The 26,649-nt window shown below is 39.1% G+C and carries 30 protein-coding genes and 1 other RNA gene; 7 read left to right on the plus strand and 24 right to left on the minus strand.

Going from position 1 to position 26,649, the window contains the following annotated elements:
- Positions 1-8: 8 nt before the first annotated feature.
- The 16 genes from AC1RRY_RS09075 to AC1RRY_RS09150 all read right to left on the minus strand — a co-directional run bounded on the left by AC1RRY_RS09075 (position 9) and on the right by AC1RRY_RS09150 (position 10,667).
- Entirely contained in the window at positions 9-527 is a 519-nt protein-coding gene (locus tag AC1RRY_RS09075) for a gluconate 2-dehydrogenase subunit 3 family protein (RefSeq protein WP_492816254.1), read from the minus strand.
- Between the two features lie 103 nt (positions 528-630).
- Entirely contained in the window at positions 631-1,959 is a 1,329-nt protein-coding gene (locus AC1RRY_RS09080) for a DEAD/DEAH box helicase (protein ID WP_492816252.1), read from the minus strand.
- 341 nt (positions 1,960-2,300) lie between these two features.
- Positions 2,301-2,861, minus strand: coding sequence for a helix-turn-helix domain-containing protein (locus AC1RRY_RS09085; protein WP_492816250.1), 561 nt, complete (start codon positions 2,859-2,861; stop codon positions 2,301-2,303).
- 431 nt (positions 2,862-3,292) lie between these two features.
- On the minus strand, positions 3,293-3,514 hold the full coding sequence (locus AC1RRY_RS09090; RefSeq protein WP_492816248.1) for a hypothetical protein: 222 nt from the start codon (positions 3,512-3,514) through the stop codon (positions 3,293-3,295).
- A gap of 403 nt (positions 3,515-3,917) precedes the next feature.
- Complete coding sequence (locus AC1RRY_RS09095) at positions 3,918-4,127, minus strand: hypothetical protein (RefSeq protein WP_492816246.1); 210 nt, start codon at positions 4,125-4,127, stop codon at positions 3,918-3,920.
- Positions 4,127-4,465: a cupin domain-containing protein gene (locus AC1RRY_RS09100; RefSeq protein WP_492816244.1), complete on the minus strand. Its 339-nt coding sequence runs from the start codon at positions 4,463-4,465 to the stop codon at positions 4,127-4,129. Before AC1RRY_RS09100 ends, AC1RRY_RS09095 begins: the two co-directional genes overlap by 1 nt.
- A gap of 301 nt (positions 4,466-4,766) precedes the next feature.
- The gene (locus tag AC1RRY_RS09105) at positions 4,767-4,919 is read right to left on the minus strand and encodes a hypothetical protein (RefSeq protein ID WP_492816242.1); all 153 of its coding nucleotides are present in this window, start codon (positions 4,917-4,919) and stop codon (positions 4,767-4,769) included.
- A gap of 37 nt (positions 4,920-4,956) precedes the next feature.
- Positions 4,957-5,397, minus strand: coding sequence for a hypothetical protein (locus AC1RRY_RS09110; RefSeq protein WP_492856533.1), 441 nt, complete (start codon positions 5,395-5,397; stop codon positions 4,957-4,959).
- A gap of 96 nt (positions 5,398-5,493) precedes the next feature.
- Positions 5,494-6,054: a DUF1003 domain-containing protein gene (locus AC1RRY_RS09115; protein WP_492816238.1), complete on the minus strand. Its 561-nt coding sequence runs from the start codon at positions 6,052-6,054 to the stop codon at positions 5,494-5,496.
- Positions 6,055-6,095: 41 nt separating this feature from the next.
- Positions 6,096-6,515, minus strand: a complete 420-nt coding sequence (locus AC1RRY_RS09120) for a response regulator (RefSeq protein WP_492816236.1) — start codon at positions 6,513-6,515, stop codon at positions 6,096-6,098.
- 461 nt (positions 6,516-6,976) lie between these two features.
- Positions 6,977-7,423: a DUF2059 domain-containing protein gene (locus AC1RRY_RS09125; protein WP_492816234.1), complete on the minus strand. Its 447-nt coding sequence runs from the start codon at positions 7,421-7,423 to the stop codon at positions 6,977-6,979.
- Positions 7,424-7,538: 115 nt separating this feature from the next.
- Positions 7,539-7,877 carry a hypothetical protein gene (locus AC1RRY_RS09130; RefSeq protein WP_492816232.1) on the minus strand — a complete coding sequence of 113 codons (339 nt, stop codon included), beginning with the start codon at positions 7,875-7,877 and terminating at the stop codon, positions 7,539-7,541.
- A 30-nt stretch (positions 7,878-7,907) separates the two neighbouring features.
- Entirely contained in the window at positions 7,908-9,233 is a 1,326-nt protein-coding gene (locus AC1RRY_RS09135) for an alpha/beta hydrolase (RefSeq protein WP_492816230.1), read from the minus strand.
- A gap of 342 nt (positions 9,234-9,575) precedes the next feature.
- Positions 9,576-9,713 carry a hypothetical protein gene (locus tag AC1RRY_RS09140; protein ID WP_492816228.1) on the minus strand — a complete coding sequence of 46 codons (138 nt, stop codon included), beginning with the start codon at positions 9,711-9,713 and terminating at the stop codon, positions 9,576-9,578.
- A gap of 93 nt (positions 9,714-9,806) precedes the next feature.
- Positions 9,807-10,010, minus strand: a complete 204-nt coding sequence (locus tag AC1RRY_RS09145) for a hypothetical protein (protein ID WP_492816226.1) — start codon at positions 10,008-10,010, stop codon at positions 9,807-9,809.
- A 96-nt stretch (positions 10,011-10,106) separates the two neighbouring features.
- Positions 10,107-10,667, minus strand: a complete 561-nt coding sequence (locus tag AC1RRY_RS09150) for a helix-turn-helix domain-containing protein (RefSeq protein ID WP_492816224.1) — start codon at positions 10,665-10,667, stop codon at positions 10,107-10,109.
- 310 nt (positions 10,668-10,977) lie between these two features.
- Between AC1RRY_RS09150 and AC1RRY_RS09155 the strand changes: the two genes are divergently transcribed.
- Positions 10,978-12,180 carry a nucleotidyltransferase family protein gene (locus tag AC1RRY_RS09155; RefSeq protein ID WP_492816222.1) on the plus strand — a complete coding sequence of 401 codons (1,203 nt, stop codon included), beginning with the start codon at positions 10,978-10,980 and terminating at the stop codon, positions 12,178-12,180.
- Positions 12,181-12,225: 45 nt separating this feature from the next.
- On the opposite strand, the gene ssrA is transcribed toward AC1RRY_RS09155, so the two are convergent.
- Positions 12,226-12,600, minus strand: a transfer-messenger RNA (tmRNA) gene (gene ssrA / locus AC1RRY_RS09160).
- A gap of 279 nt (positions 12,601-12,879) precedes the next feature.
- Positions 12,880-14,991 carry a Tex family protein gene (locus tag AC1RRY_RS09165; RefSeq protein WP_492816220.1) on the minus strand — a complete coding sequence of 704 codons (2,112 nt, stop codon included), beginning with the start codon at positions 14,989-14,991 and terminating at the stop codon, positions 12,880-12,882.
- 72 nt (positions 14,992-15,063) lie between these two features.
- Between AC1RRY_RS09165 and AC1RRY_RS09170 the strand changes: the two genes are divergently transcribed.
- Positions 15,064-15,567 carry a hypothetical protein gene (locus tag AC1RRY_RS09170; RefSeq protein WP_492816218.1) on the plus strand — a complete coding sequence of 168 codons (504 nt, stop codon included), beginning with the start codon at positions 15,064-15,066 and terminating at the stop codon, positions 15,565-15,567.
- A 117-nt stretch (positions 15,568-15,684) separates the two neighbouring features.
- Positions 15,685-16,908 (plus strand): BaiN/RdsA family NAD(P)/FAD-dependent oxidoreductase, encoded by a 1,224-nt coding sequence (locus AC1RRY_RS09175; RefSeq protein ID WP_492816216.1) that lies wholly within the window; start codon positions 15,685-15,687, stop codon positions 16,906-16,908.
- On the opposite strand, the gene AC1RRY_RS09180 is transcribed toward AC1RRY_RS09175, so the two are convergent.
- Together AC1RRY_RS09180 and AC1RRY_RS09185 are read right to left on the minus strand one after the other, a co-directional pair.
- Positions 16,903-17,322, minus strand: a complete 420-nt coding sequence (locus AC1RRY_RS09180; protein WP_492816214.1) for a hypothetical protein — start codon at positions 17,320-17,322, stop codon at positions 16,903-16,905. The two genes, AC1RRY_RS09175 and AC1RRY_RS09180, sit on opposite strands and share 6 nt — an antisense overlap.
- The gene (locus tag AC1RRY_RS09185; RefSeq protein WP_492816212.1) at positions 17,300-18,691 is read right to left on the minus strand and encodes a high affinity choline transporter 1; all 1,392 of its coding nucleotides are present in this window, start codon (positions 18,689-18,691) and stop codon (positions 17,300-17,302) included. Before AC1RRY_RS09185 ends, AC1RRY_RS09180 begins: the two co-directional genes overlap by 23 nt.
- A 233-nt stretch (positions 18,692-18,924) precedes the next feature.
- Between AC1RRY_RS09185 and AC1RRY_RS09190 the strand changes: the two genes are divergently transcribed.
- On the plus strand, positions 18,925-19,758 hold the full coding sequence (locus AC1RRY_RS09190; protein WP_492816210.1) for a tyrosine-type recombinase/integrase: 834 nt from the start codon (positions 18,925-18,927) through the stop codon (positions 19,756-19,758).
- A 188-nt stretch (positions 19,759-19,946) separates the two neighbouring features.
- Here AC1RRY_RS09190 and AC1RRY_RS09195 read toward each other — a convergent pair whose 3' ends face one another.
- A complete protein-coding gene (locus AC1RRY_RS09195; RefSeq protein WP_492816208.1) occupies positions 19,947-20,864 on the minus strand; it encodes a bestrophin family protein in 918 nt (305 codons plus the stop codon).
- Between the two features lie 215 nt (positions 20,865-21,079).
- Complete coding sequence (pdxA, locus tag AC1RRY_RS09200; RefSeq protein ID WP_492816206.1) at positions 21,080-22,156, minus strand: 4-hydroxythreonine-4-phosphate dehydrogenase PdxA; 1,077 nt, start codon at positions 22,154-22,156, stop codon at positions 21,080-21,082.
- 170 nt (positions 22,157-22,326) lie between these two features.
- On the opposite strand from pdxA, the gene AC1RRY_RS09205 reads away from it, so the two are divergent.
- Positions 22,327-23,283, plus strand: coding sequence for an NAD(P)-dependent oxidoreductase (locus AC1RRY_RS09205; protein WP_492816204.1), 957 nt, complete (start codon positions 22,327-22,329; stop codon positions 23,281-23,283).
- 20 nt (positions 23,284-23,303) lie between these two features.
- Here AC1RRY_RS09205 and ybeY read toward each other — a convergent pair whose 3' ends face one another.
- Entirely contained in the window at positions 23,304-23,720 is a 417-nt protein-coding gene (ybeY, locus tag AC1RRY_RS09210; protein WP_492816202.1) for an rRNA maturation RNase YbeY, read from the minus strand.
- A 30-nt stretch (positions 23,721-23,750) separates the two neighbouring features.
- Positions 23,751-24,740: a methylmalonyl Co-A mutase-associated GTPase MeaB gene (gene meaB, locus AC1RRY_RS09215; protein WP_492816200.1), complete on the minus strand. Its 990-nt coding sequence runs from the start codon at positions 24,738-24,740 to the stop codon at positions 23,751-23,753.
- Between the two features lie 150 nt (positions 24,741-24,890).
- On the opposite strand from meaB, the gene gcvH reads away from it, so the two are divergent.
- Both gcvH and AC1RRY_RS09225 read left to right on the plus strand, forming a co-directional pair.
- A complete protein-coding gene (gene gcvH / locus AC1RRY_RS09220) occupies positions 24,891-25,265 on the plus strand; it encodes a glycine cleavage system protein GcvH (RefSeq protein ID WP_492816198.1) in 375 nt (124 codons plus the stop codon).
- Positions 25,266-25,349: 84 nt separating this feature from the next.
- On the plus strand, positions 25,350-26,630 hold the full coding sequence (locus AC1RRY_RS09225; protein WP_492816196.1) for a dihydroorotase: 1,281 nt from the start codon (positions 25,350-25,352) through the stop codon (positions 26,628-26,630).
- The last annotated feature ends 19 nt before the right edge of the window (positions 26,631-26,649 follow it).

Genomic DNA, 26,649 nt, shown 5'->3' on the forward strand with positions numbered 1-26,649 from the left:
CGTGTCGGTTAAGCCTTTACAGGCACACAGCCGTGGTAAAAACCCGGAGCCATGTTAAACTTAATCACATTCACCATGTAGTATTCAGAGTTGGTGTATCCCTGAATGGTCAGCCGTTTAATGGTATTGGCAAATGTTTTAGTGGTAGCATCTGAAGAACTCAGCATCTGGTTGAACAAAGCTTTTTTCTGCGTAGCATCTAACGCCGCGAAAGATTTCTGATAGGTTTGCTGTGCCAGCGATTCAGTGACTTTTAAACCGTCTTTCAGATTTTTCTGTGCGGCTTCGCCATAGCAATCATTGATCATTCTCAGTGCAAACTGATGTACTTTCAGAGATTTTGCGCCCGGAGTAGTGGTTTCGGGAATGATGGTTTCGACGATTTCGCCTAATAGCTCTTCGTCGTTAAAGGGTAAGTTGGAGGCTTTGCCGATAGACTCGGGTGTCCAGTTTGAAGCCCATGAAGGCAGGGTTACCAGACCACCAAATGCCAGCGACAAGTTTTTAATTGCATTTCGCCTTTGCATAATTATTCAAATATTTAATTGTCGTAAAACTATACAAACTTAAATATTAAAATCGAATAATGCCATCAGGGAATGCTAATAAAATGTTAATGGGTAAAAATACTTAATTTCTTGTGCGTTTTTCGTAAGATTTGCCATATTTCCTTTTCTTCTCTGCCTCGTGGTCTCTCCGCACATTTACTTTCTTGTTTTTCTCTGATTTCTCATGAAATGCCGGCCCGACTTCTTCTTTTTTTGGTCTTTTCAGTGCCGGTTCTTTCATAAATATCTTGGGCATTTCGTCTTCCGTCAGTTCATCCGATATTTCCAGTTGCTCCGGCAGCGGCAGCATGGGTATTTTGTAATTCATCAGTTGTTCTATAGCTGCTTTAGCTTCTTCGTCGCTTTCGATAAAGAAACTGATGGCGATACCTTTTTTATCCTGACGACCGGTACGGCCAATGCGATGGATATAATTTTCGGGCACTTCGGGCACATCAAAATTAATGACATGCGATACTTCGGAAATATCCAGACCTCTGGCTACCAGATCGGTAGCAATCAGTACCCGATATTCTCCGGTCTGAAATTTCCGAATGGTATCGAAACGGTTATTCTGAGATTTATTGGAGTGAATAACCCCGATTTCCGGTGAGAACTCCAATTCCAGCTCTTCATAGAGTTGGTCGGCCAGGTGTTTGGTGGCTACGAATATCAGCACTTTGCTTGCCTCATCAGGTTTTGCTATAAGCAATTCCAGCAGGTTCACTTTCGTGTAAAAATTAGGTAATTGATAAGCTGACTGGGCAATGTTTTCCAGTGGAGTACCGGCAGGCGCTGCTTCAATGCGGGCAGGTTGATTAAAGTTAGAATCTATTATTTCTTCTACCTCTTCGGTCAATGTGGCAGAAAACAAAAGATTTTGCCTTTTGGCGGGTAGTAAATCAAGAATATCGACCAATTGAGGACGGAAACCCAGATTAAGCATTTCATCTACTTCGTCAATCACCAGTTTCTTGATTGATTTGGTCTTTACTATACCAGCAGATAGTAGATCTATCAACCGGCCGGGTGTACCCACCAATACATCAACACCATTGGCCAGCTCGCTCACCTGCTGCTTGATGTTTACACCCCCATATACACCTACCACCTGCACATCCATGTATTTGCTTAGTTGCTGAACAGATTCAACAACTTGTGTTACCAACTCACGCGTAGGTACCACAATCAACAACTGAGGATTTTTCTCTTTTGAAAACTGATATTGTCGCAGGCATGGCAACAGATAAGCAAAGGTTTTACCTGTACCGGTCTGTGCAATACCGCATACATCCTGCCCTGACATCACGACAGAAAAAGCTTTCTGCTGGATGGTAGTAGGAGTAGTATAGCCCAAATCGTTCAGGGCATTTAATAAAGATTTATTCAGATTTAATTCTTCGAAAGTCATTAGAAACAAAATTTTAAGCAGCTGCAATCTCTACTGCATAAATTATTTAACGCGCTTCGTATAGCAGAAGTTTCACAAAATGAAATATATAACGAATGTCTGGTATTAATCTAGCCTGCATTAAATGAAATACTATATAAAACTAAGATGGTATTTGTGTAAAAACTTAATGACTACTAAATTTTATCAGAAATTGATATAAGATTTGAAGGTATGCCTAATCAATGTTTTCTTGATGTTATTATTTTAGTCTGACAATAGAGATTTCTGCTACCGATTGTAAAGGTCTTGTTTTTTGAAATCTAAAGTGTTGTAAAATTCCGACTGATGATTGTATTGATTCACATGTCTTCAAGAGGAATACGTTTTTTGTATTTAAACGATTTAAAAAAGGAAGGTGTAAGACCGGTTATTTTCTTAAACTGATTAGAAAGATGTGCAACACTACTGTAATTAAGTTTATACGATATCTGAGTAAGATTTAATTCGTCATAAATGATTAGTTCTTTTACCCGCTCAATTTTGTGGACGATTATAAAATGTTCTATCGTAGTGCCGGTGGCTTCAGAAAAAATATTGGCAAGATACGTATAATCATATTGAAGTTTTTCACCGATATATTCAGAGTTTTTTACTTTCGGCAGTTCGTCTTCATAATGAACCATTTCAATAATAACATTTTTTATCTTTTCTATCAACATGGCTTTTTTGTCGTCCATCAACTCAAGCCCCGATTTCTTCAAATTAATTTTCAGTTGTTTCTGCTGTTCTTCTGTAATATTTCCGATTATTTCAATCTCCCCTAAATCTACTGTTCCGTAATTAAGCCCCAGGTTTTCAAGCTCAGCCTTTACAAGCATTTTGCAACGAATGCTTACCATATACTTGATATAGAGTCTCATAAGGTGAAGATATGGAGATTTAACTAGTTATGCTAATTTAAAATTTATGCAGGAAGTAAATCACATAATTATAGTAATAGATTATAATTGTGAGTGATGGTTGTTCCGATTGCCAAAGTCCGTTCAGGGAATTTTATACAATTGGTTGCCAATCGATACCAAATAGTACAGTTATCGGAGAATTATAGATATCAATGATTCAGCGGGCTATGATATTGTTTAAAGGGGGTATCAAACCAAATTACTGTAAAAAGAAAAATTCAAAATTTTCTTTTTACAGTAATGGTTCTTTAGTGTGATAAACAGTATTATTTGATTCACATCTCCGTTTCCGGAATACTCATTTTTTAAAATTTCGGAGTGGCTATTTCTGAGTTTATTTATATTATGTATCAGGTTGATGTTAAGGCAGCTCTGATCTAAGAAATGCTCTATCGTAATCTATCGGGCCAATATTTTTCATTTCTCTGGAATGCATCAAAAATCATAATCAGTTTTTCCCTGTTTTTGCCCAACATAATTTGAAGTCTTTCAAACATTTCTTCTTTTTGATTTTCTCTGAAAAATAAATCATATTGTATAAGCACCGATAATTTCTTCAATAGCTTCGATTTCAGGTTCTTCCATTCTTCTTTTAGCTTTTCTACGTTCATTTTTTTGTCATTTTGTACAAAAGGATTTTTGCACAGTAAAGGTGCAGTGTTTTATTACGCACAGTGTTATACAATTATTTAAAAAAGTTATATAATTCATATATCATATAAAGTGCTATAACTTTCTTTTTGTGACGTGTTTTTTTGTAAACAAAAAAACCATCTAAAATTAAGACGGCATTTGAAATGAAACCTAACTACTTATCTGAAATAAACATTTCAAATATTTGTAAAATCTTGAGATGTTGTCTTCTTAATAAAATATGGCCTGTTGAGCGGCTATTCTATCAGGCTGGCTGCCTTAGTAAAGTTCCGGATCTTTTATACGCCGGAATATTATATGATTCAGGCTAATAGCTACATGATATACACATTACTTTATTGGTTACGGGAAACCACAATTTTAACCTTTATTTTTTGATGCGTTTGTTTTCAATAGACCGCGAATAGACTCCAGATATTGTTCAAAGTTAATCGTGCTGATGCCTTTTTCTTTATAGGAGAGAAATAGGGGTGTTTCACTTAAATGATCGTAAAGCGTTGGAGACTCCATTTGAATTTTTCCTGTAACCAGAAAGATTTCACGCATCAATATTTTTTGTGTTTCCATCATTATGCATAGCCGCTTTTGATAACCGTAAGTATCATTTTGAATCGGCCATTGGGTACAATATAGTTGGGCGCATGTGCCGGTATAACAATTGATTGTCCGGTTGTCAGATCGTGAGACTCCCCATTAATTACTATTTTCGCCGTGCCTTCAATAATTTGAGTAAAGGTGTCAAAGGGAGTAGTTTTTTCTGTTAAGCCCTCACCGGCATCGAATGACATTACACTGATGTTGCCGGTTGATTTCTTTAAGATTGTTTTAATAACCACAGAATTCGGTATGTATTCGATGATTTCCACAGTAATGTGTACTTTTGATTTTTCGATTTCTGGAGTTTCCATATTGAATTCCGTAAGGATTTAAGATACTAAAAAAATTAAGATACCGCTCACCAAATGGATAAGCAATATCCTGATAAAAACGTAAGAGATAAAGTAGGGCGGGTTTCCTATAAACAATATCGTTTAATTCAATAAAGCGATACAAAATTGTATAGTAGCCTGCCTGTTTTTATCTGGTTTGTTTTTCATAAAGCAAGAATCAATAGACTGGCTTAGCTCTGTCTGAAGTTATATCCATAGCTTTTTGTAGCCTCTATATATTGGTTAGGTTATGCAAATGCAGATGAAAATAAAGCCAGGTTCAATCTTTACTGTTTCTTAATCCGCTTAAAAGTTTATCGGGTACTTTATCAACTTTTGCCGGAATAAATAATTTGCTTGCCAGCAAACCTATACCGATTCCGGCCAAAGCCCATAATAAGATTTTTAACGAATTTATAATGATGAATTCCATAATTTTGGTGTGTTTATTTTATTAAAAAACTTCTTTACTAAATAATTTTAGTAGACAGTACAATCTCATCACTTGGATACTGAACTCCGGGGTCATACTCTGTTGTAATGAATATTTTTATAGGCTTATGCGGAGATACCGTTTCTAAGGATGCTTTAAGTTTTTTTATGATAAAACTTTTTGAACTGTTAATCAGCCCAATATTCTTGGTGACTGTTTGCTCAGTAGTCATCCATACTACATATGCCTGCTTTGAAGGTACCAATCTTTTTACCTCTGCCAGATCAGATACATTTACTTTGATGACATAATTATTGTTATGGTCTGTATGTATGTCTACATAACCTCTTGCTGCCGGCACAATCGTTGATGTTAAGAATTTAGCTCTTTGTGCCGACGCACTAAATGAAAGGATGATGATAAAAAAAACAGATAGCACGATATTCGCTGATTTGTTTTTCATTGTTGTGGATTTCATGTTATTGGTTCAGCTTGTGGCTGAATTAGTAAGATGCAAAGGTGATGCTCTTTTGCTCAGGAAGTATTACAGAACTTTAGAAAAGAGTTACATTATTCATACATTCTCTTTCGCAATAAGTTTATCTAACTTGATTTTTATCTCTGCTAATAAACCAAATTGTTTTTCCTGAGTATCAAATAGTGTCTTGATTTGTTTTTCAAGTAATAAATCTATTTTTTGATTCAAACTCCTGATTTGCATTTCTGCTTTCAGATTAATAAGATAGTCGTTTTCACTTCTCATTCTATCTTTTTCTTCCTGACGGTTCTGGCTTATCATAATGATTGGTGCCTGCATAGCTGCAATGCAAGATAAAATGAGGTTCAGTAAGATAAATGGATATGGGTCGAATTTATCCGATTGAAGTGTTACTACATTAAAGACAATCCAGAATGTCAGAATTACCGCAAACGAGATGATGAATTTCCAGCTTCCGCCGAATCTGGCCACTTTATCAGAAATTTTTTGTCCCTGTGTAAGTGTTTCCAGTGGTGGATTCAGCAGGTTATGAATAATGAGTTTTTCGGCCGTAATTGCATTTTTTACAATTTTATGCAATTTTTCAAGGTGCGCATTTTCGTCCGATAATAGTTGGTCAATTTCTTTATTATCCATAAATAGGGGCTTAAAAAATAACTTTATATAGATGAAACGGACTATGAATTTTGGACGGGTGTATTATGGTTGGTTGGAAAATTGAGATAAATCATTTGAGACACCTGCGTGCTTAAAATATGGTTATCAGCAGGTTTTTGAATAAAACCTTTGGCTCCCAATTGATGAGTAAGTTCTTTTTTACCAGTATCAGAAGAAAGAAATACCACAGGGATATTTCTGGTTTGCGGGTTTTTTAATATTTCTAAGAAACATTCGATACCGTTCATCAAAGGCATATTAATATCTGTAAAAATTATATCAGGCATAACAACAGCGCTTTTAAGTTTATCCAGAGCCTCTTTTCCATTGTTCGCAATATGGTACAGCATTACGTTTTTGATTCCATCAATGGCTTCAATAAAGAAACTCTGGTCATCTTCATCGTCTTCGATTAGAAGAATATTCTTTGATTTGCTCATTTCAGATGAATTTTTAGAGTAGTACAAAACGAATTGAATGGTCAATAAATAAAACTTGCGCAGAAAGTTTTTCTATGAAATACCGTACATCATAGTTTATATTACAAGCAGTATAGCAATTGTAAGGAGCGTTTATGGTTTCTTTTCTTAATCAGTATCAGGCTTTAGGCATTGCTTATTTACTGATTACAACAATGCAAAGGTGAGATTATTATATAGGCAAAGTATTATATAATCGTGGAAAATAGTTATATTATTCACATATTTTTAGGTATGGCACGGTTTTATACCTGAACGATTTGGGAAAGGAAGAAGTTAATCCGACGATTTTATTAGATGGATTGAGAAGGCGAGCTTCACTGGTTGTATATGTACGGTGAACCACAAACGTTTGCCACTAGCAACTTTTTACCTGTTTGGGATTATGTTATAGAAAAGACTTAAAAAAAATGAAACAGTGCTTAATTCGTACTGGTTTGCTTCTTTTGCATTTTCTCATAAACTTTTGCTCCGAGCTTTTGCCCCCATTCCTGACCAGCACGCATGGATTCTACCATAATAACAGGCGTTTTTTCTAACATCTTTTTACCTGTAGAACTCTCAAAAAATGCTATCTGATCAAGAATTTCTTGATGAGTGTAATTTTTATCATAAATGGGTATATACAATTCAGCAAGTTCATCATAATTGATTTCTTTCATGAATTCGTCCCAGAAACCTTCTGGTAAACCATTCTGACTGCTTTTGCCTTTCATGGAATTAATCATGGTTTCGACCCCTAATCGTGCATTATTGACTGCACCACTCACTACCATCAGGCGTTTAATGTCTTTGATTTTTGCCTCATTCGTTTGGCTGAAGCTTATAAAAGAGATAAGCGTGAATGCGAAGATGAAAAGATGTTTCATGTTTTGATTGTTTACAGCTAAAAGCGATTGATAGTTGTACAATAATAAGCCTTTTTTTATGCTTGCACAAGCTGGAATTGTAAAGTTTAGGTAAACAAAATCAACAATGCAATGGTCACCGTAAAACCTGAAATACTGTAATAACTATAATAATGCCCACCAACGAAGTGTAGATACGCTGGGTGTAATGTGCCAGCCATTCCGGTAGGTAAATGTCAAAGTTATGTCTTTGTTCATCAGTATATCTGCGGGCTACAATAGTTAGCGGGCAGGTAAATCTGAAAAGTAATAAGGTTAGCCCTTCCAGCAGAACAAAACCATAGCACAACCAAAGCCATATATCGAGTTTGTTAACGATGGCGGCATAGAGCATATAGAAGATTACCAGATTGAAGAAAACCCAGATGGCTGTATGAACTGCCTTGACAAAGATAAGTTTCTGTTTATTGTTCATGAATACTAACTTAATTCTATTTGATGAATGCTAGTTGCTTACCTGCAATGCCAGGAAACGCTCAATCAGATAAAAGGCCGTATGAGCTACAGGAGATATACGGGGCATTATCAGGTCAAAAGCATGATCTGTTTGTGGAATAAGATAAAGGGCAACTTTAACTCCCTCTTCGTTCAGACGTTGATACAGTTGAATAGTAGAGTCAACAGGTGCGATTATATCATGAGTGCCTTGTATTATCAATGTTTGCGGGCAATTCTTATGCACCTGTTTTAGAGGTGAGAAGTTTGCATATACGTCGGGGCATTTATCGGGGCTACCCCCCAACATATCAGACAACATGCCTACTTTGGTGACATCTTTGTCCATACCCAGGCGATGGAAATTCTTGCCCATCTTATTCTGCACCCATGCAGGCATTGCGCCGGGTTTAGATTTTTTTGGCTGATTCGCAACGATATTCTGACCAGTGTAGTAATACATTGCCTGTAAATCAGTAGGGCCATATTCAGAGATAACCGCATGAACCGACAGATCCACTCCTTGCAGCTCAGAGGGGACAAACGATGGATTCGTTCCGTATGCTGCAAGCAAAGACAAATGACCACCTGCTGAGGCTCCGCCGATTACGATACGGTCTTGCCTTACTTGAAGGTCGGAAGCCTGATTTTTCATCCAGGCAACAGCACGGTGGATATCATTGACCATGCCTGTCATATCTGTTTCAGGAAATAACCGATAGGCAACATCCATAATTACGTGTCCCTGCGAAACCAGATGTTTAAAAAACGGACGAGTTCCGAAATCTTTATCAAGCATTCCCCAGGCGCTGCCATGGAAATAAATGAAAGCCACGCCGGAACGTTCAATGCTTTCTGAAGGAGTCCAAACGTCACATAACAGATCGCGGGTAGTGCCGGGCAAGGTGCAAAATGGAATATCTTGCTTGAGTAGGTAAGTAGATGGCTCAGGGTCAGGGATTGTCAAACATAATGGGTTAGAAAGGAAGCCTTTTTTCAGGCCAGGCCTTATCTGGTTTTCCCAATCAAGTCCATAAGCATGAGTAAAACCGGTTGGGGCATATACAGCTTTTTTCACCCGATAGAAATATAGAAAGAAAACAAGTGTACTGTAAAAGCCGGTTACTATCGGCCAGAGAGAACCTGTTGGAATACCAAGCAGAATACTAAGAATAGCAGCCAACGCAAAAAAAGGAACAAGCGCCGTGATGAATGCCTTGACAACCCACCAGACAGGAGATATGGGCTGTTTTAATCTGAAAACTATCATAAAGCTGGCTAAAACACTAACAATTGCTAGTATAGCAGCCAATATGTGGAGGAATGAATGCATCATTGAGGCTTAGAGATTTATCTTAAATCAGAGGGTGAGAATATACTCACCATTTTGCAAAGATTGTAGATTAGAAAAGCCTGGCTTATGACTTTGCTCATGTTTAAACCTGATACTTGTAGTATTCTGTAGCACTGACAAGTAACCCAATTTTATGCAATCAGCGGTTATAATGAAAAGTTGATTGTAAACTCCAAAATTCTGATTTTTCAGAAAAAATAAAAGCCCCTAAGGTAATTAGGGGCTTTTAAGCTGATTTATTCTTATAGATAACCTTCTAAAGCCATCTGATTAAACCAATATTTCTGTAATGAAAGCTATCTTATTCGAAAGTCAGATTAATACTCATTTTTTGGGTTTTGGAGACACTAAGTCTAAAGTAGAGTATTTACTTTTGCTTTCTAATTGATAAGCTGACTGGGCTTTGGTCTTGTCTACCATCGCCGCTTTCTTTATATTTTTATTTTTTTTATCTTTATCCATTACTGGTTTTATTTAAGTTTGATGCTCTGGTTGATGTTAACAACCTTTCGGTAAAAAAATGTACACCGAATTTACTTTCGCAAGTTCTGAGTTTTATAGTTTTTCTTTTCTTTCGATTGCATTAAAAACCATAATCAGTTCTTCCCTGTTTTTTCCTAATATAATTTGAAGTCTTTCATACATTTCTTCTTTTTGATCTTCTCTGAAGAACAAATCATCTTCTGTTAGCACCGAGAATTTCTTCAACAGCTTCGATTTCAGACTCTTCCATTCTTCCTGTAGTTTCTCTCTATTCATTTTCTTATCATTTTTAGCAAAAGAATTTTTGCACTATAAAGGTGCGTTGTTTTAGGGCAGTATGTCTTACACAATTATTTAAAATAGTTACATGATTCACACATTTTCGAGTGGAACACGTTTTTTGTGTTTGAGCGATTTGAAAAAGGATGGAGTTAGGCCGGTCATTTTCTTAAACTGATTAGAAAGATGCGCAACGCTGCTGTAATTGAGCTTATACGATATTTCAGTCAGATTTAATTCATCATAAATCATCAGTTCTTTTACCCGTTCAATTTTGTGCATTATTATAAAATGCTCTATCGTAGTGCCGGTGGCTTCAGAAAAAATATTGGCCAGATAGGTGTAGTCATATTGAAGTTTTTCACTGATATATTCCGAATTTTTTATCTTTGGTAGTTCGTCTTCATAGTGCACCATTTCAATGATCGCATTCTTTATTTTTTCTATCAGCATTGCTTTTTTGTCGTCCAGCAACTCAAGACCCGACATCAGCAGATTAGTTTTCAGTAGTTTGCGCTGATGCTCTGTCATATCGTCTTTTATTTCAACTTCGCCTAAATCAATTATTCCGAAATTAAGCCCGAGTTTTTCCAGTTCAGCCTTTACCAGCATTTTACAACGCAAGCTTACCATGTATTTGATATAGAGTCTCATTAAGTGAAGATACGGAGTCTTTATTGCTTATACTAATATAAATAAGGTTACCGGTTGACTATCTGAATGCACAACCAGATTATAAATCGGTAGGTAGTAAATAGAGGACTTACAGAGAGCAAGAGGTTGAAAAATGTAACAGAATCAGTTAAAACATAATGAAAACAAAACTATACTACTCACAACAAACGTAAATACTTTTTCAATTTATCTGCTATTTTAGTTTACTTTGAGTTTATTTTAAGATTAATGAAATAGGATTATTAAGCACTGTGTAGATTCTGATACAGTAACACAAAGGATTATCTTTATGAGTAAGCGTACAAATCAATTTTCGTTAGAACTGCAGATTTTGATAGAAGCTATTAAGCTGACCCTTCTTAAAACACAACCGGATAAATTCAGTGAATTGGTTAACTTATCCTCTGTCGATTGGGAGAAATTGCGGAAGTTAATTGAGTATCATCGCATCCGGCCCTTGTTTTATGAAGCATGCAGAATAGTTGAATTTCAGAATGACATAGTAACAAGATACAAAGATTTTGCAAAAAGGCAGGCTTTAAATAACATGGTTATCGGTGAGGAGCTGGGAAAAGTACTAGCCTTTTTTGAAGAAAACCATGTACAGTGTATTCCTTACAAGGGAATCCTTTTTATAAATAAACTTTATGGTAATAAGATGCTCCGGGAAAGCGGGGATATCGATATATTAGTAAGACCTGAAGATGCATTGAAGGCATTTAAATTGTTGCTCCGGAACGGTTATGTTTTTAGCTCTGCGTATTCTGAAACTATTGATACTGATGATGATATATTAATTGAATTAATAGAAAGAACGCAGATTCAAGAGATAAGTTTACATAAAGAATTACCTCCGGGTGTTATTATCCATATAGATTTCCATTGGGCAATCGGTGAAAAATTTCATCAGTATGATATAAAGATAGATGAATTGTTTGAGCAGTCTGGTATTGAAACATTTCAAAGAAGGCAACTGCTGATACCTAATACAAAAACCATTTTTAAAATGCTGCTAAATCACCACGGTGGCAGAGGCTGTTGGTTAGAGCTGAAGTATCTCACTGATCTAATTGCATTCCGAAATCAATATCCGGACGATTATTTTAATAATGGCAGGATATGGGCAAAAGAAATGAAAATGGAAAAGGCATTTGAAGTAGGTAATGCTATTGTCGAGAATTTGTTTTTTGAGTCGGAGAAGCAGGCAGAATTTGAACGGAAAATTCAGAAAATGATTTTCAGCTATTGGGAGGCCTGCAAAAGCTATGACCTGTTTAGTTCAAAATATAACCACAGAAACATTTACCGGCAAATACAGGATAAGCCGCTAAGCTGGATGGGTTTAATGCGGCAACTGCTGGTGTATTATTCTATACCCAATAAGGCAGAGAAAAAACGACTGATTGTTTTTCCGGACAGATATGTTTATCTGAATACATTCGCCAAGCTGATATCTTATTTGTGGCAGAGAGTGACACTGAAAAATTCGTAGAGATGTTTATAAAAGCAAAAAAGCACCTTTGAGGGTGCTTTTTTTATGTGGAGACGCAGAGAGTCGAACTCTGGTCCGAACATGGCACTTGTCGAGCCTTCTACATGTTTATTCGGTCTTAATTTTCGAGAAAAGGTAGGTGTCCGACATACCAATGCTTTTCCTTAGAAACCTAAATACTAATTAAGAACAAGTTACCCGCACTTAATCGCCTCTGCGGTTCGACACTCCGATTTCCCCAACGGCAGAGGTTAGCCGAGGCGGAATGTGGCTAAAAGTTTAATTCACTCCGGAATTAAGCAGCCATGGCATACGAAGTATTGCCAGTTGTTGTTCGGAAGAATTTTTAACAGGAGATTCTACCAACTCCTGACATGCTTTTACTCGCAACCACTCACGCCGTCAAAACCGGTCGTCCCCATGGTCATAATATGACAAAAAACAATTCTGAAAAGTTCGTTACTATTCAACTATTTCTTTTGACTCAGCGAATAAAACGGTCCGCCGTCTCCGGCTATTTAAACAAAGGAATTTTCTTTGATTAAGCACCGACTAAAGTCGGCACAAGCATGAAAATGTATTTGTCGTTCATACATCTGCAGATTGGAGTGGTGCACTACTTTACTCTGTGACTGTGCTATAAAGATCAACAAATCAGAGTAATCACTCATTCACTAAATCGCTCAATCACTAAATAAACTAGACCTTCATACTCAAAGCAATCCGTTTCCGGGCGGTATCTACTTCCGTCACTTTTACCTGCACTTTCTGATGCACTTTTACCACTTCGTTCGGGTCTTTGATGAAACGGTTGGCCATTTGCGACACATGCACGAGCCCATCCTGATGCACTCCTATATCCACAAAGCAACCAAAAGCTGTTATATTGGTTACAATACCCGGTAGTACCATGCCTTCTTTCAAATCTTCAATTTTGTGAACGTCGGCAGAAAACTCAAATTCTTCCAATGCTTCGCGTGGGTCTCGGCCCGGCTTTTGCAGTTCAGACAGAATATCGTTCAGGGTTGGTAAGCCCACAGTAGGGGTTACATAATTATTCAGATTTACTTTAGATTTTATCTGTGCGTTGTTGATGAGATCGGCCACTTTCAAGCCCAGGTCTTTAGCCATTTTTTCTACAATGGCATAGGTTTCAGGATGCACCGCCGAATTATCCAATGGATTTTTAGCACCGTTAATACGCAAAAAGCCTGCACATTGCTCAAAGGCTTTAGCACCCAGGCGAGGTACTTTTTTTAGTTCACTTCTTGTAGCAAATGCTCCGTTTTGTGCCCGGTAATCAACAATGTTCTGCGCCAGTGCCGGCCCAAGGCCTGACACATAACTGAGCAAATGTTTACTTGCGGTGTTCAACTCAACACCCACCAGGTTCACGCAGCTCTCTACAACTGTATCCAGACTTTCTTTCAGCATTTTCTGCTCTACATCGTGCTGGTATTGCCCCACGCCAATCGATTTCGGGTCTATTTTTACGAGTTCGGCTAGTGGATCCATCAATCGGCGACCAATAGAAATGGCTCCGCGTACGGTTACATCTTTTTTAGGGAACTCCTCACGCGCAATGTCTGAGGCAGAATAAATGGAAGCACCCTGCTCAGAAACCACATGAACCTGTATATTACTTAATTTCAATGATTTGATAAAGCTTTCTGTCTCGCGACTAGCCGTACCATTACCAATGGCAATGGCCTGTGTTTTATAATCATACACCAGTTTTTTCACCACGCCTTCGGCTTCCATTCTTCTGTCAGTCGGGTAAATCACGGTGTCGTAAATCAAATCGCCCTGTTCGTTCAGCACCACTGTTTTGCAACCGGTTCTGAAACCCGGGTCTATGGCCAACACACGCTTTTGTCCGAGCGGAGAAGCTAAAAGCAACTGCCGTAGGTTGGCCGCAAAAATTTTGATGGCTTCGCTGTCGGCCTTTTGTTTTGAAAGATTCGAAAACTCAGTTTCAATACTCGGTTTCAGCAAGCGATTATAAGAATCGGTAATGGCATCGGCCACCTGATCTTTCGCTTCGGGTAATCCTCGCAGGTAAATACGATCCAACGCATCAGTTCCTCTCTCTTCGTCAATCGAAATATCTACCGATAATATGCCTTCTTCTTCTCCACGACGGATAGCTAATAAGCGATGCGACGGGATACGTGACAAAGGCTCTGAAAATTCGAAATAATCCTGATACTTAGCGCCCTCTTCTTTCTTGCCCTTTTTTACCTTAGCCGTTACGATAGATTCACGATCAAATATCTTTCTTACGGCATTTCTGGCCTGTATATCCTCATTAATCCATTCTGCCATTATATCTCGTGCGCCTTGCAGGGCATCGGCTATGTTTTCTACCTTATCGTTCAGGTATTTCTCGGCAATGGCTTCTATGTTACGGTCTTTCTGGGCAAAAATAATTTTAGCCAGTGGCTCCAGACCTTTTTCAATGGCTATGGTTGCACGGGTTTTGCGCTTTTGTTTATAGGGCAGATATAAATCTTCCAGCTCGTTCAGATACAGGGCATTCTGCAATTTTGTCAGCAGTTCCGGGGTCATTTTTCCCTGTTCTTCAATCGATTTAATAATGGCTTCCCGGCGCTTATCTGCATCAAGAAATTTACCGTATAAATCTTTCACCTGAGCTATCTGCACTTCATCCATGCTGCCTGTCATCTCTTTCCGGTAGCGTGCAATAAAGGGTACAGTTGCGCCTTCATCCAGTAGATTGATGGTGTTGGCAATATTTTTTTCTGCTGTATTGACAGCTTGTACAATAATTTGTATTTGTTTTGTTGTCATGGTTCCAACCTTTTGATAAGAAAGCGAATCCTACTAGCAGGATCAATTCAAACACAAAAATCTATTAATAAAATGAAAATTCAACTTTTTCTGGGTATCATTCTTTCCACATTCTGCTTCATGGGTTGTGAACAACAAACTACAGAGGTTTTGAATAAGACTGCCCTGGATTTAAACACAACTGTAATAAAATATGGTACAGGTTTTGGTATGTGCCTGGGGCCATGTAAAAAAGAAATGACTTTGAAAAGCGATGAGGCGACGTTCACGATTTTCTTTAACGGTGGCCGTGGGGTAGGAGGTGGAGACCCTCAGACATACACAGAGAAGCTTACCGCAGACTATATTAATGAGGTATCGAAAAATGTTGATTTTGAAAAATTCAAGAAACTGGACGAAGTAATCGGTTGCCCTGATTGCGCCGATGGAGGTTCTGAATGGGTAGAAATCACAAAAAATGATTCGAGATATAAAGTCACTTTTGAGTATGGCCATGATGTGAAAGAAATAGCGCCGCTATTAAAATTACTTCGCGAAAAACGAGACTATTTTGATAAGAAATATGTAAATTATTGATAATGTAAGGCGGGTATTTTGAAATCTGCCTTAGAAACACTTGCTTTGCAGCCATAGCGTCACCTTAGTTGTATCATCAGCTAAGGTGATTTTTTTATCACGGCTAAATTTTCTTTTATGTACGACCTTATCATTATCGGTGGTGGCGCAGCAGGTTTTTTCACGGCTATTAATGCAGCCGAGAGAAATAAAAATATGCGGATTGCCATTCTGGAAAGAGGTCGTGAGGTTTTACAGAAAGTGAAAGTTTCCGGTGGTGGCCGTTGTAATGTTACCCATGCCTGTTTTGATCCGGAAGTACTGGTTAATTTCTATCCTCGGGGTAATCAGGAATTGCTGGAGCCTTTTAGAAGATTTAATCCGACTAACACAATTGAATGGTTTGAGAGCAGGGGTGTGAGAATCAAAAAAGAGGCCGATGGACGGATGTTTCCGGTAAGTAATTCTTCCCAAAGTATTATTGATTGTTTTATAGATGCCTGTTATAAAAACAGGATTGAAATCATTACCAATACACGAGTAGAAAGCATTGAAAACAATGCCGGAAACTGGCAATTGAATGCAATCGGTAACCGGCAGTTTACTACACAGAAGCTGATGATAGCTACCGGAAGCGACAACGCCGTATGGAAATGGTTGCAGAATCTGGGTATTGGCATAGTTTCTGCCGTTCCGTCTTTGTTTACTTTCAATATTAAAGATGAACGCATTCAGGATCTGATGGGCATCAGTACTGAAAATGCCATTTGCCGGTTGGGCGATTCTAAAAACAAGGCGTTGAGTGCGTTTTCTTCCAATGGCTCTATGCTTATCACTCATTGGGGTTTATCCGGTCCTGCTATTCTGAAGCTATCGGCATGGGCAGCCAGAGACTTGTATGAAGCGAACTATGACTTTGAAGTAACGGTAAACTGGTTAGGCATTGCAGATGTGGAGAAAGTCAGGCAGCATTTGCATCAGCAGATTGCCAATCAACCTAAAAAGAATGTGCTTGCCAATGCAGAGTTCGGTATGTCAATAAGGCTTTGGAAAAGCTTGTGTGCAGCTGCAGGAATAGGAGAGTATCAGAAGTGGGCCGAGACAGGCAAAAAGCACATTGTAAAGTTGGTAGAACAACTGACAGACTGCCGGTTTAAGGTAAACGGTAAAAGCACCTTTAAGGAAGAGTTTGTCACAGCCGGAGGCGTAGATTTATCAGAAATAGATCTCAGCACATTCAGTCTAAAAAAGTATCCGAACCTTTATATGGCTGGCGAAGTGCTGAACATTGACGCAATTACCGGTGGATTCAATTTCCAGGCGGCATGGACAGGAGGATGGATAGCCGCTCAAAACTTATGATTTCTTTTTACGTGATGCCTGCAGCATATCAGTAAATACATTCCTCTCGTGTATTTCGTCAAGTATCAGCGCCTCGTTCAATACTTCCAGAAGCGCCTGTTTTTTTGCATTCAGATCATCGGCATCAATCAAGGTAATGCCGTATATAAATTTTCTGCCTTTCGAATCCAGCAAGCCCTGTTCGTTCGATAACTGAAACCCTCGCAGGAAACACAGTTCAAGTCCTTTGACCGGGTGTATTTTCCCTATGTAACACACATCGTGTTTCACCTGATACATAGGCGTGTTAATCGTAAAGTGCTCCCGCATTTTAGGGTGTGCATTCAGTATCAGGTCCTGCAGGCCTGATATGAGCTTTTCGATATGAGTAAGCTGATGTGCTTTAAAATCATCAACCGACGTGTAATTTGTCATTGGGTTTCAAAAATGTGCCAACCAGCATTCCGGTAATACTTGCAACAAGTCCCCAGATAATACCCGGAATTTCAGTCGGATAAAATTGTAATGTAATCCATACTCCCATACCCGAAAACATTGATAACAATGCTCCCAGCGCTGAGGCTCTTTTCCAGTAGAGACCGGCTACCAGAGGGATAAACAAACCTACCAGGCTGATAGCGGAAGATTCGCCAACCAACTCGTAAATTTCAGCCTTATTGAGTGACAAAATGACACTTACCAAGGTAATACCTATTACTGACAGTCGCATGATATGTAATAGCTTTTTGTCTGAAAGTTTATGCCCATACAATGGCTTCAGAAGGTTTTCTCCTACAACGGTAGCCGGAGCAAGCACTGCGCCGCTGCAGGTGCTCAGAATAGCAGAGAGCAGTGCTCCGAAGAACAGAATTTGAATACCCAGACCCGAATGGTGTAGCACCAGAAACGGAATAGCCATTTGCGTGTCGCCTTCTTTGATATCAGGATACAGCAGGCTTCCGCAAAGTGCAATTACAAGCGGCATGCAGGCAACCGACAGATACATAAATGCCGACCAGTAAGCGCCCCGCACAGCAACCTTTTCTGATTTGGCAGATAACACTCTCTGAAAAATATCCTGTTGTGGTATGGAACCCCAACCAATGGTGATCCAGGCGCTGAAATAGGTAATCCAGCTCAAGAAAGAGTGTTCGCGCGGTATAAACCTGAAAAACTCCGGTGGCGTTTGTTTGATTAACTCGCCCCAGCCGCCAATTTTCCATAATAGTTCCAGCATCAGAATCAACATACCAATAATAATAATGGCTGTTTGTATAGTGTCAGTTATTGAGACAGACCACATACCACCTACGTATGTATAAAATACTACCACCGACGCGCATATCAATACTCCGTAAATAAAGGGAATACCTGCTATGGCCTGCAACACAATGGCTAATGCAACCAACTGGGCGGCGATCCAGCTAAAATAGGAGGGTATCAGGAAAAGCGCCGAAATCCATTCCAGGTTTTTACTGTATCTGATTCTGAAATAATCACTAAATGTAAGAATATTGAGTTTGTACAGGGGGCGGGCAAAGAACAAACCTATAAGCAGCAAACACAACGAAGCACCAAAGGGATCTTCAATGATGCCCAATACGCCGTTTTGCACAAACTCTGAAGAAGCACCCATTACAGTTTCTGAACCAAACCAGGTAGCAAACAGGCCCGAAGCCACCACATAAGTAGGCATTTTTCGACCGGCAATGGCAAAGTCGCTGGCTGTTTTAACAAATTTTGATGCGAACCACCCGACAAGTATCGTTGCCAGTAAATATAAACTAATAAACGCTAAGAGCATATTCAGGTTTTGTAATGAGGCTGTGTTTGATTAAAGTTTTGAAAATAGTAATTTTTGAGGTGCAAAGCCCTGCAGATTCATATTTTATTTGCAAAATTTCGCCTGCGCAATATTTTTTTAACAAAAGGTGCTAGTATTCGTTTTTTTAATGTGAAATTTGTAGCACAATTTTTACGTAATCGAAATCAATAGATATTCGATAAATCCTATTTTTAATCCAAAATTGCCCAACAGTGACCCATCTTATTGAGCGATTTACAGAAATACTGAAAAAGGGAAAATATAACTCCCAAACTATAGCCGCTTATAGAAACGCCATATTTGTTTTTTATAATCATTTTCGTGATGTGCCTCAAAGCAAAATCACCGATGAAGTGGTGTCTAATTACCTGATTGAACTGAGCGAAAGAAAGGGTGGCTCTTCTGAGGCCTCCAAGCAAGCCGGTAAGGCAATCAAGCTTTTCTACGAATTGATTTTTAAACGCAAATTAGGAATCAAGACCTCCGGCCGGATAAAGGAAGAAACCCTGCCTGAAGTTTTAACGGAAAGCGAAATAGAGTGTATTATCGGAGTACTCGATAATCCGAAGCATAAAGCGCTGATAGCCACTATCTATGCCCTCGGGCTGAAACTCAGTGATGTTCTGAGCATGAAGATAAGCGATCTTGATTTTGCAACGCGACACATTGTTATTCCGTCGTCAAATACCGACAAAGGCCGGAGATTAAAGATTCCAACCAAGCTTATTCCCATTCTAATGGCCTATTTTGATAAGCATAAGCCGCAGGAATTACTGTTTGTAGGAGAGAAAGGCAACCAATATAGCCCGCGCAGTGTGCAATTGGTGTTTCAACAGGCATTGCAAAAGGCCAAAATCGAAAAGAACGCAACCGTACATACGCTTCGGCACAGCTATGCCGTGCATTGTATGGAGCGTGGAATAGATATACATTTATTGAAAGAAATACTCGGGCACAAGTATCTGCAGACCACTTCAATCTATTATCAGATAGCCAATATTGATATTGCGAATATCCGGAGCCCGTTTGAAGACCTTGAAATTTAACCAGGCTTTCCCACTAAATTCAGTCATTATTAGTTTAAAGCGAAGAGGCACTCAAAGTCAGGAGTGTCTCTTTACTTTTTTAAGAGAGGTTAAAACTGATAAAGTACGACTATCATTCAAAGACGATTTTTTATGATCTTAAGATGTACTTAATTCTAAGAGTGGGGTTCAATTTAAGGATAATCGATTTAATCAATAATTTGTTGATGTGGTTCTTGCTGCAGGCTTACATGAATACCCGCCATGTCAAACAAAGCAGATTCAATCATTTGACACATGCTATTCAATGCCAAGTCATTCGGCTCTATCCCGAATGGTTCCTCAATCTCATCGGCAATTGCTTCAAAAGCTACGAAAGTATAAGCAATAAATACCACAATAAAGGGAGTAATCCATGCCAGACTATCCAAAAATCCGAAGGATAATAGAAAGCAGTAAATATATATTGTGCGATGTAGTAAAACACGATAACTGTATGGAATCGGTGTAGAGACAATTCTTTCACATCCGCCTACTACCTCTGCTAACTTATTCAGGTTTTCCTCAAAGTAACCCTGTTGAATAGAGTCAATTCTATTTTCATGCCTTAATTTTTGTACCCGCTCAGCTATAAGTCTCATTAGTACTACCGGTTTATACTGGGCTTCTAAAACTATTTTTACTTGCTCTTCACTAAGGTGTTTTCTTAAGTCCTGTTGTGCATCGGTTCCTCTTAATTGATGTTTCAGCGCATAAGTAAAAGCGTTAAGCAGATGTATGAATTCAACAACCGAGGGATCATCCGGACTAAAATTAGCTAGAGTTATCACTTGTCGGGTTAATGACCGGGCGTGGTTTAATAATGCTCCCCAGAGTTTACGCCCTTCCCAAAAGCGTTCATAGCTGGCATTGTTACGAAAGCCAAGAAATAACGCTAACACGAAGCCAAATAAAGCTAAAGGGGTTGGATTAAGAGGAACTTTAAATGAAAAGATAGTTCCATGCAGATAGACGATGAGTACAGATAAAATGAATAGCAAACTCAGGCGGGGCAATAGCTGCGGGAGTACAGAACCATGCCATACGAAAAGCATTTTAAACCAGTGCTCTTTCTTTCTAGTAATCATATAGGCAATGAATTTGCGCTGTTACTCAGCAAATTTTAACGTATATGGCAAAAGTAAGAAAATCTAAGTGTTGAATTTAAAATCAGGGCACCAAATTTGCCCCCAGAAGAACAAATATTAATAATTGACTTTTCCCTTATGAAGTTATATGCCCATTTAAGACTAAAACCCATATATGCCTTTCAAGAGACTGACTTGGTAGGCAGCCTCTTTCTTTAATCTTCCATGCTGGCTTCTTTCAGCACTATACTTTTCTTTTTCAGCGAATTAGTTTCCAACTCGCTGAGTTCAGACCTGTTTTTGGCTACATCAATGGCTGTATAAATGGCATGAATCATCGATGATTCGTCGGCTTCGTTTTTTCCGGCAATATCATAGGCCGTGCCATGGTCGGGTGAAGTACGCACTTTAGGTAATGCTGCAGTAAAGTTTACACCGTTTTCAAAAGCCAACATCTTAAACGGCATTAAACCCTGATCATGATACATGGCTAAGACGGCATCATATTGTTTCCATGCAGCCGTTCCGAAGAAACCATCCGCCGGGAACGGCCCGAAAACCAATGTGCCCTTCTTCTTCAATTCTATTAAAGCAGGCTGTATAATTTCTTTTTCCTCATTGCCCAGCAGACCGTTTTCACCGGCATGAGGGTTTAAACCTAAAACGGCTATTGTAGGTTTCTGAATGCCAAAGTCACGTTTAAGCGAAGTCTGCATCTGTTCAACCTTTTTTATAATTAATTCCTTGCTGATCTTCATTTTTACCTGCTCAATCGGAATATGCCCCGTTACCACCCCGATTTTCAGTCTTTCGCTGACCATAAACATCAGCACATCTTCTATTGCAAATTCACTTGCCAGGTATTCGGTATGGCCCGGAAACTTAAATTCATCGCTTTGTATGTTATGCTTATTGATAGGCCCTGTTACCAATGCATCAATCTTACCTACTTTCAGGTCTTCTACTGCTCTTTTCAATGATTCAAATGCCAGTTTTCCTGCTTCCGGAGTTACCTTGCCGGGTTGTATTTCCAGATTCTGGTCATTTATGCAGTTTATAACGTTTACCTGTTTATGATTAATCTGTTCAATCTTCTGAATTGTAAAAAATTGCCAGTCTTTCAGGTCAAGTGTCTGGCGGTATCTGTTAATGACCTTACCTGAGCCATAAATAACAGGCGTACAGATTCTGTTTAAACGATTGCCGCCAACCGCTTTTAGTATCACTTCCGGGCTGATGCCGTTCATGTCGCCGATACTGATACCAATAACAGGTTTATGTTGTTCGCTCACGTTGTCTATTAATTTAATTATTTCAATTCTTTGTTTAATGATACGTTGCCTGCTTTCTTTCTCATTTATAGTACCTCAACACGGATTCTTTCTAAAATAAGTTTGACATTTTTGCGTGCAACCGTAATTTTGTCGCAATTTACTGACAAACGTACGATAAAAAAAATACTGTGAATACTATTAAGCCCGATAAGCAAGGTTCTGTTTTGATTGTGGATGAAATGCACCCGAGTATTATACCCATGCTTGAAGAAATAGGTATGATTCCTGATTATCAGCCGAAAATAAAACGTGAGGAAATAATTGAAGTGCTCGGCAAGTATGCAGGATTGATTATAAGAAGCAAAACCAGAGTAGATGAAGAAATACTGCAAAATGCACCTAGCCTGAAATTTATAGGCAGGGCTGGTGCTGGTCTTGATTTGATAGATGAAGAATTGGCAAACGAAAGAGGAATAGTTGTTTTTGCCGCCAACGAAGGTAACAGAGTAGCTGTTGCCGAGCATGTGATAGGTATGCTGCTGGTGCTAATGAATAATTTACTTATTGCCGACAGACAAGTGAGAGAGGGCAGGTGGTTAAGAGAAGATAACCGTGGTTATGAACTTCTGGGTAAAACAGTAGGTATTATCGGCTATGGACACAACGGTGCCGAAACGGCCAGAAGATTTGCCGCCTTTGGTTGTAAGGTGCTGGTATATGATAAATACAAGGCAGGATTCACAGATGCATTTGTAACCGAGGCAACCATGCAGGAAATATTTGATACGGCAGATATACTTAGCCTGCATGTCCCTTTGGCAGACGATACCAACCGTTTAGTGGATGAAGAATTTTTGAATAATTTCGCCAAAAGTATTTATCTGATCAATGCAGCCAGAGGTGAGATTGTGGTTCTGGATGCGGTATTGACGAATCTTAAATCGGGCAAAATAAAAGGAGCCTGCCTTGATGTACTGGAGAATGAAAAACTTCATCAACTAACGGACGACCATAAAGGAACTTTCGGACAGTTGATAAAGTCGGATAAAGTTATTTTCACACCGCATATTGCCGGTTGGACACACGAGTCATACATTCGTATCAATGAGGTGCTGGTAGCAAAAATAAAGAGCTTAATGAGTTAATTGTCTGATCTGCTTATAAATCAACTGAATAATTGCAGGTATTGGTTTTCTTTTGAGCGCATCAGTTTTTCTTCTTCGTCGGTTTTATCGAAATATCCGCAAAGATGTAATATTCCGTGTGCCAATACACGTTTCAGTTCGTATTCAAAACTGACCTGAAATGCCTGAGCATTGTCTTTTACCCGGTCTATGCTTATAAAAATATCGCCTTCAATCAGTTCTTCTTCTTCGGAGTTATCAAAGGTAATAATATCTGTCAGGTAGTCGTGATCAAGGTATTCAATGTTAATTTTCAGCAGGTAATCGTCTGAACAAAAAATGTAGTTGATATCGCCCAAAGCAAAGCCTTCACTCTCAATAATACCCTTTAACCAGTTTTTGATTTTCAACTTTTGTTGAAGCTTGAAATCTATATCTTCTGCGTGAAAATTAATCATAAGTATAAATACCCTTTAATTGTTCTGATGTTAGTCTTTTTTCCTGATGCTATTCAATAAGTCTTTGGCTCCCTGTATCGGCAGCAGGTGGCCTGCCAGTATGTTTGTTTCTATACTACCCATCTTATCTTTTATGACAGGATTGTTGAAAAAATCTTCTTCCAATGTCTGCCTGATATATGTATGCAGCCATTCCAGGTTTTGTTTTTGCCGGTTTTGTTGCCAGAAACCGTTGCTCTGCATTTGCGTGGTATAAGCCAATACGGTATTCCAGATTTCTTCAATACCGATGTTCATCAAGGCCGAACAGGTCAGAACGGGTGTCTGCCAGCCGTTTCCGGATGCAGGATACAAATGCAAAGCATGCAGGTATTCGAGTCTGGCATTTTTAGAAGCCTGCTGATTGTCTCCATCGGCTTTGGTAATCGCAATGGCATCAGCCATTTCAATAATCCCCCGTTTTATTCCCTGTAATTCGTCTCCGGCTCCTGCCAGCATCAATAGTAGAAAAAAATCTACCATGCCTTTCACAACCGTTTCCGATTGGCCAACACCCACGGTCTCCACTATAATAACCTCAAATTGTGCAGCTTCGCAGAGCAGTATGGTTTCACGGGTTTTGTTGGCTACTCCACCCAGGCTGTTTCCGGCAGGAGAGGGGCGTATATATGCCAGAGGGTCATGTGCCAGTTCTTCCATGCGGGTTTTGTCGCCCATAATACTGCCTTTGGTAATCTGACTAGTGGGGTCAATGGCCAATACGGCTATTTTTTTGTTATGTGCCGTAATAGTTTTGCCGAATACTTCTATAAAAGTGCTTTTACCTACACCCGGTACACCGGTGATACCTATGCGGATAGATTTTCCGGTATAGGGCAGTATATGCTCCAGCAAATTTTGTGCAAGTGCTTTGTCTTGCGGCAATTGGCTTTCTACAAGTGTAATAGCCCGGCTGAGTATCATCCGGTTGCCGGATAATATGCCGTCGGTATATGCTTGTAATGAAAGCCTTTTTTGCATTATGTCTTGTTTATGCCTTAAAGATAATGGCGTTTCTTATCATAAATCAAATTCCGGGTTCAAATACCATTTATTTTTTCACCAGGAATTTTTCAAGTTTCCGGCAAATCTACTAACTTGCGGTCGAAATAATAAAACACTTCACGAAAAATGAATTTTCCTTCAGATTTACGCTACACCAAAGAACACGAGTGGATTAAGTTAGATGGTAATATAGCAGTGGTAGGTATTACTGATTTTGCTCAAAGCGAGCTAGGTGATATTGTTTTTGTAGAGATAGAAACATTGGGCCAGCAATTGGAAGCAAACGATATTTTTGGTACCGTTGAGGCAGTTAAAACAGTTTCAGATTTATTTCTGCCTGTAGCCGGAACAATAATTGAGGTGAATGCGGCACTGGGTAATAATCCTGAGTTGCTGAATTCTGACCCATATGGCGAAGGCTGGCTGATAAAAGTAGAGGTGTCTGACCCGGCAGAAGTAGAGACTTTATTAGATGCAACTGCTTACCAAAGCATTATCTAACCCTAAGACGATGAGATTCGAATCGAAGATATTTTAAATAGAGATGCCCTGCTAAGGGCATTTTTTTTGAATTTTTATAGGAAAATGAAAACTTTGCTTAAATCTGTAAAGATAATTAATACGAAATCAGGCTTGAACGGCCAGATAAAAGATATATTGATTGAAGGTGGGAGAATCAGCAGAATAGCTGATAAAATAGAAGAAAAAGCAGAGAAAATAATAGAAGGTGACAACCTGCACGTATCAACCGGCTGGATTGACCTTCGGGTATCACCGAAAGACCCGGGCTATGAATCGAAAGAAGACTTAAGCTCTTTGTGCAAGGCAGCAGCAGCGGGTGGCTTCACGGCCATTGTTACTTTGCCCAATACAAAACCGGTTGTTCAAACCAAAGAATCGATTGCTTACTATAAGGGATTCTCAAAAACGCAGGTGATAGATATTCTACCGGCAGTGGCAGTAACCAAAAACTGCGAGGGAAAAGATTTTACAGAAATGCTCGACCTGCACCATGCCGGAGCTGTTGCTTTTACCGACGGTGACCATCCTTTATGGAATGCTGATATTCTGTTAAAAACCCTGCAATATCTGTATCCGATTGATGGGCTTCTGATGAACCGTCCTGAAGAAACCACACTGACCCTATTTGGACAAATGCATGAGGGGATAGAAAGCACGCTACTGGGCATGAAGGGGATTCCGTCAACGGCAGAGGAATTAATCATTATGCGAGACTTGAAATTGCTGGAATATGCCTATAGCCAGGTTAAAGAGAAAAAAGAAAACCCGGCCTTGCATTTTTCTACCATTTCTACTGCCAGAAGCGTTGAGCTGATCAGAGAAGCCAAAGCAAAGGGCTTACCAGTCAGTTGTGATATTGCAGCGCACCAGCTAGCTTTTACTGATGCCGATTTAAAAGAGTTTGATACCAATCTGAAAGTAAATCCACCCTTCAGAGCAAAAGCAGATATTGCAGCTCTGCTGGAAGGCCTGGCAGATGGTACTATTGATGCGATCGTGTCTGACCATAATCCGCACGACGAAGAGTCGAAGAATCTGGAATTTGACATGGCCGATTTTGGTATAATCGGTCTTGAAACGGCCTTTTCAGTAGCTAATACGTACGGAAAACTGCCGATTGAGACGCTGATTGGTAAATTGACGACTAATCCTGCCAAGCTATTACGTTTACCGGCAAAAGATATCAACGAAGGAGCTTTGGCAAACCTGACTGTCTTTAACCCGGATATGGAGTGGACTTTTACAGAAAAAGACATCCGTTCCAAATCTAAAAACACACCATTTGTAGGCCATACATTGAAGGGCAAAGTGGTGGCAGTAATTAATAACAATATGGTGGCTTAATTATAAGCCACTTCTGAAA

Source organism: Emticicia sp. GW821-FHT11C11 (assembly GCF_058808615.1).

Coding starts and splice junctions, on each gene's coding strand:
- AC1RRY_RS09075 (WP_492816254.1), bottom strand. CDS start 527: ATGCAAAGGCGAAATGCAATTAAAAACTTGTCGCTGGCATTTGGTGGT.
- AC1RRY_RS09080 (WP_492816252.1), bottom strand. CDS start 1,959: ATGACTTTCGAAGAATTAAATCTGAATAAATCTTTATTAAATGCCCTG.
- AC1RRY_RS09085 (WP_492816250.1), bottom strand. CDS start 2,861: ATGAGACTCTATATCAAGTATATGGTAAGCATTCGTTGCAAAATGCTT.
- AC1RRY_RS09090 (WP_492816248.1), bottom strand. CDS start 3,514: ATGAACGTAGAAAAGCTAAAAGAAGAATGGAAGAACCTGAAATCGAAG.
- AC1RRY_RS09095 (WP_492816246.1), bottom strand. CDS start 4,127: ATGATGGAAACACAAAAAATATTGATGCGTGAAATCTTTCTGGTTACA.
- AC1RRY_RS09100 (WP_492816244.1), bottom strand. CDS start 4,465: ATGGAAACTCCAGAAATCGAAAAATCAAAAGTACACATTACTGTGGAA.
- AC1RRY_RS09105 (WP_492816242.1), bottom strand. CDS start 4,919: ATGGAATTCATCATTATAAATTCGTTAAAAATCTTATTATGGGCTTTG.
- AC1RRY_RS09110 (WP_492856533.1), bottom strand. CDS start 5,397: ATGAAATCCACAACAATGAAAAACAAATCAGCGAATATCGTGCTATCT.
- AC1RRY_RS09115 (WP_492816238.1), bottom strand. CDS start 6,054: ATGGATAATAAAGAAATTGACCAACTATTATCGGACGAAAATGCGCAC.
- AC1RRY_RS09120 (WP_492816236.1), bottom strand. CDS start 6,515: ATGAGCAAATCAAAGAATATTCTTCTAATCGAAGACGATGAAGATGAC.
- AC1RRY_RS09125 (WP_492816234.1), bottom strand. CDS start 7,423: ATGAAACATCTTTTCATCTTCGCATTCACGCTTATCTCTTTTATAAGC.
- AC1RRY_RS09130 (WP_492816232.1), bottom strand. CDS start 7,877: ATGAACAATAAACAGAAACTTATCTTTGTCAAGGCAGTTCATACAGCC.
- AC1RRY_RS09135 (WP_492816230.1), bottom strand. CDS start 9,233: ATGATGCATTCATTCCTCCACATATTGGCTGCTATACTAGCAATTGTT.
- AC1RRY_RS09140 (WP_492816228.1), bottom strand. CDS start 9,713: ATGGATAAAGATAAAAAAAATAAAAATATAAAGAAAGCGGCGATGGTA.
- AC1RRY_RS09145 (WP_492816226.1), bottom strand. CDS start 10,010: ATGAATAGAGAGAAACTACAGGAAGAATGGAAGAGTCTGAAATCGAAG.
- AC1RRY_RS09150 (WP_492816224.1), bottom strand. CDS start 10,667: ATGAGACTCTATATCAAATACATGGTAAGCTTGCGTTGTAAAATGCTG.
- AC1RRY_RS09155 (WP_492816222.1), top strand. CDS start 10,978: ATGAGTAAGCGTACAAATCAATTTTCGTTAGAACTGCAGATTTTGATA.
- AC1RRY_RS09165 (WP_492816220.1), bottom strand. CDS start 14,991: ATGACAACAAAACAAATACAAATTATTGTACAAGCTGTCAATACAGCA.
- AC1RRY_RS09170 (WP_492816218.1), top strand. CDS start 15,064: ATGAAAATTCAACTTTTTCTGGGTATCATTCTTTCCACATTCTGCTTC.
- AC1RRY_RS09175 (WP_492816216.1), top strand. CDS start 15,685: ATGTACGACCTTATCATTATCGGTGGTGGCGCAGCAGGTTTTTTCACG.
- AC1RRY_RS09180 (WP_492816214.1), bottom strand. CDS start 17,322: ATGACAAATTACACGTCGGTTGATGATTTTAAAGCACATCAGCTTACT.
- AC1RRY_RS09185 (WP_492816212.1), bottom strand. CDS start 18,691: ATGCTCTTAGCGTTTATTAGTTTATATTTACTGGCAACGATACTTGTC.
- AC1RRY_RS09195 (WP_492816208.1), bottom strand. CDS start 20,864: ATGATTACTAGAAAGAAAGAGCACTGGTTTAAAATGCTTTTCGTATGG.
- ybeY (WP_492816202.1), bottom strand. CDS start 23,720: ATGATTAATTTTCACGCAGAAGATATAGATTTCAAGCTTCAACAAAAG.
- meaB (WP_492816200.1), bottom strand. CDS start 24,740: ATGCAAAAAAGGCTTTCATTACAAGCATATACCGACGGCATATTATCC.
- gcvH (WP_492816198.1), top strand. CDS start 24,891: ATGAATTTTCCTTCAGATTTACGCTACACCAAAGAACACGAGTGGATT.
- AC1RRY_RS09225 (WP_492816196.1), top strand. CDS start 25,350: ATGAAAACTTTGCTTAAATCTGTAAAGATAATTAATACGAAATCAGGC.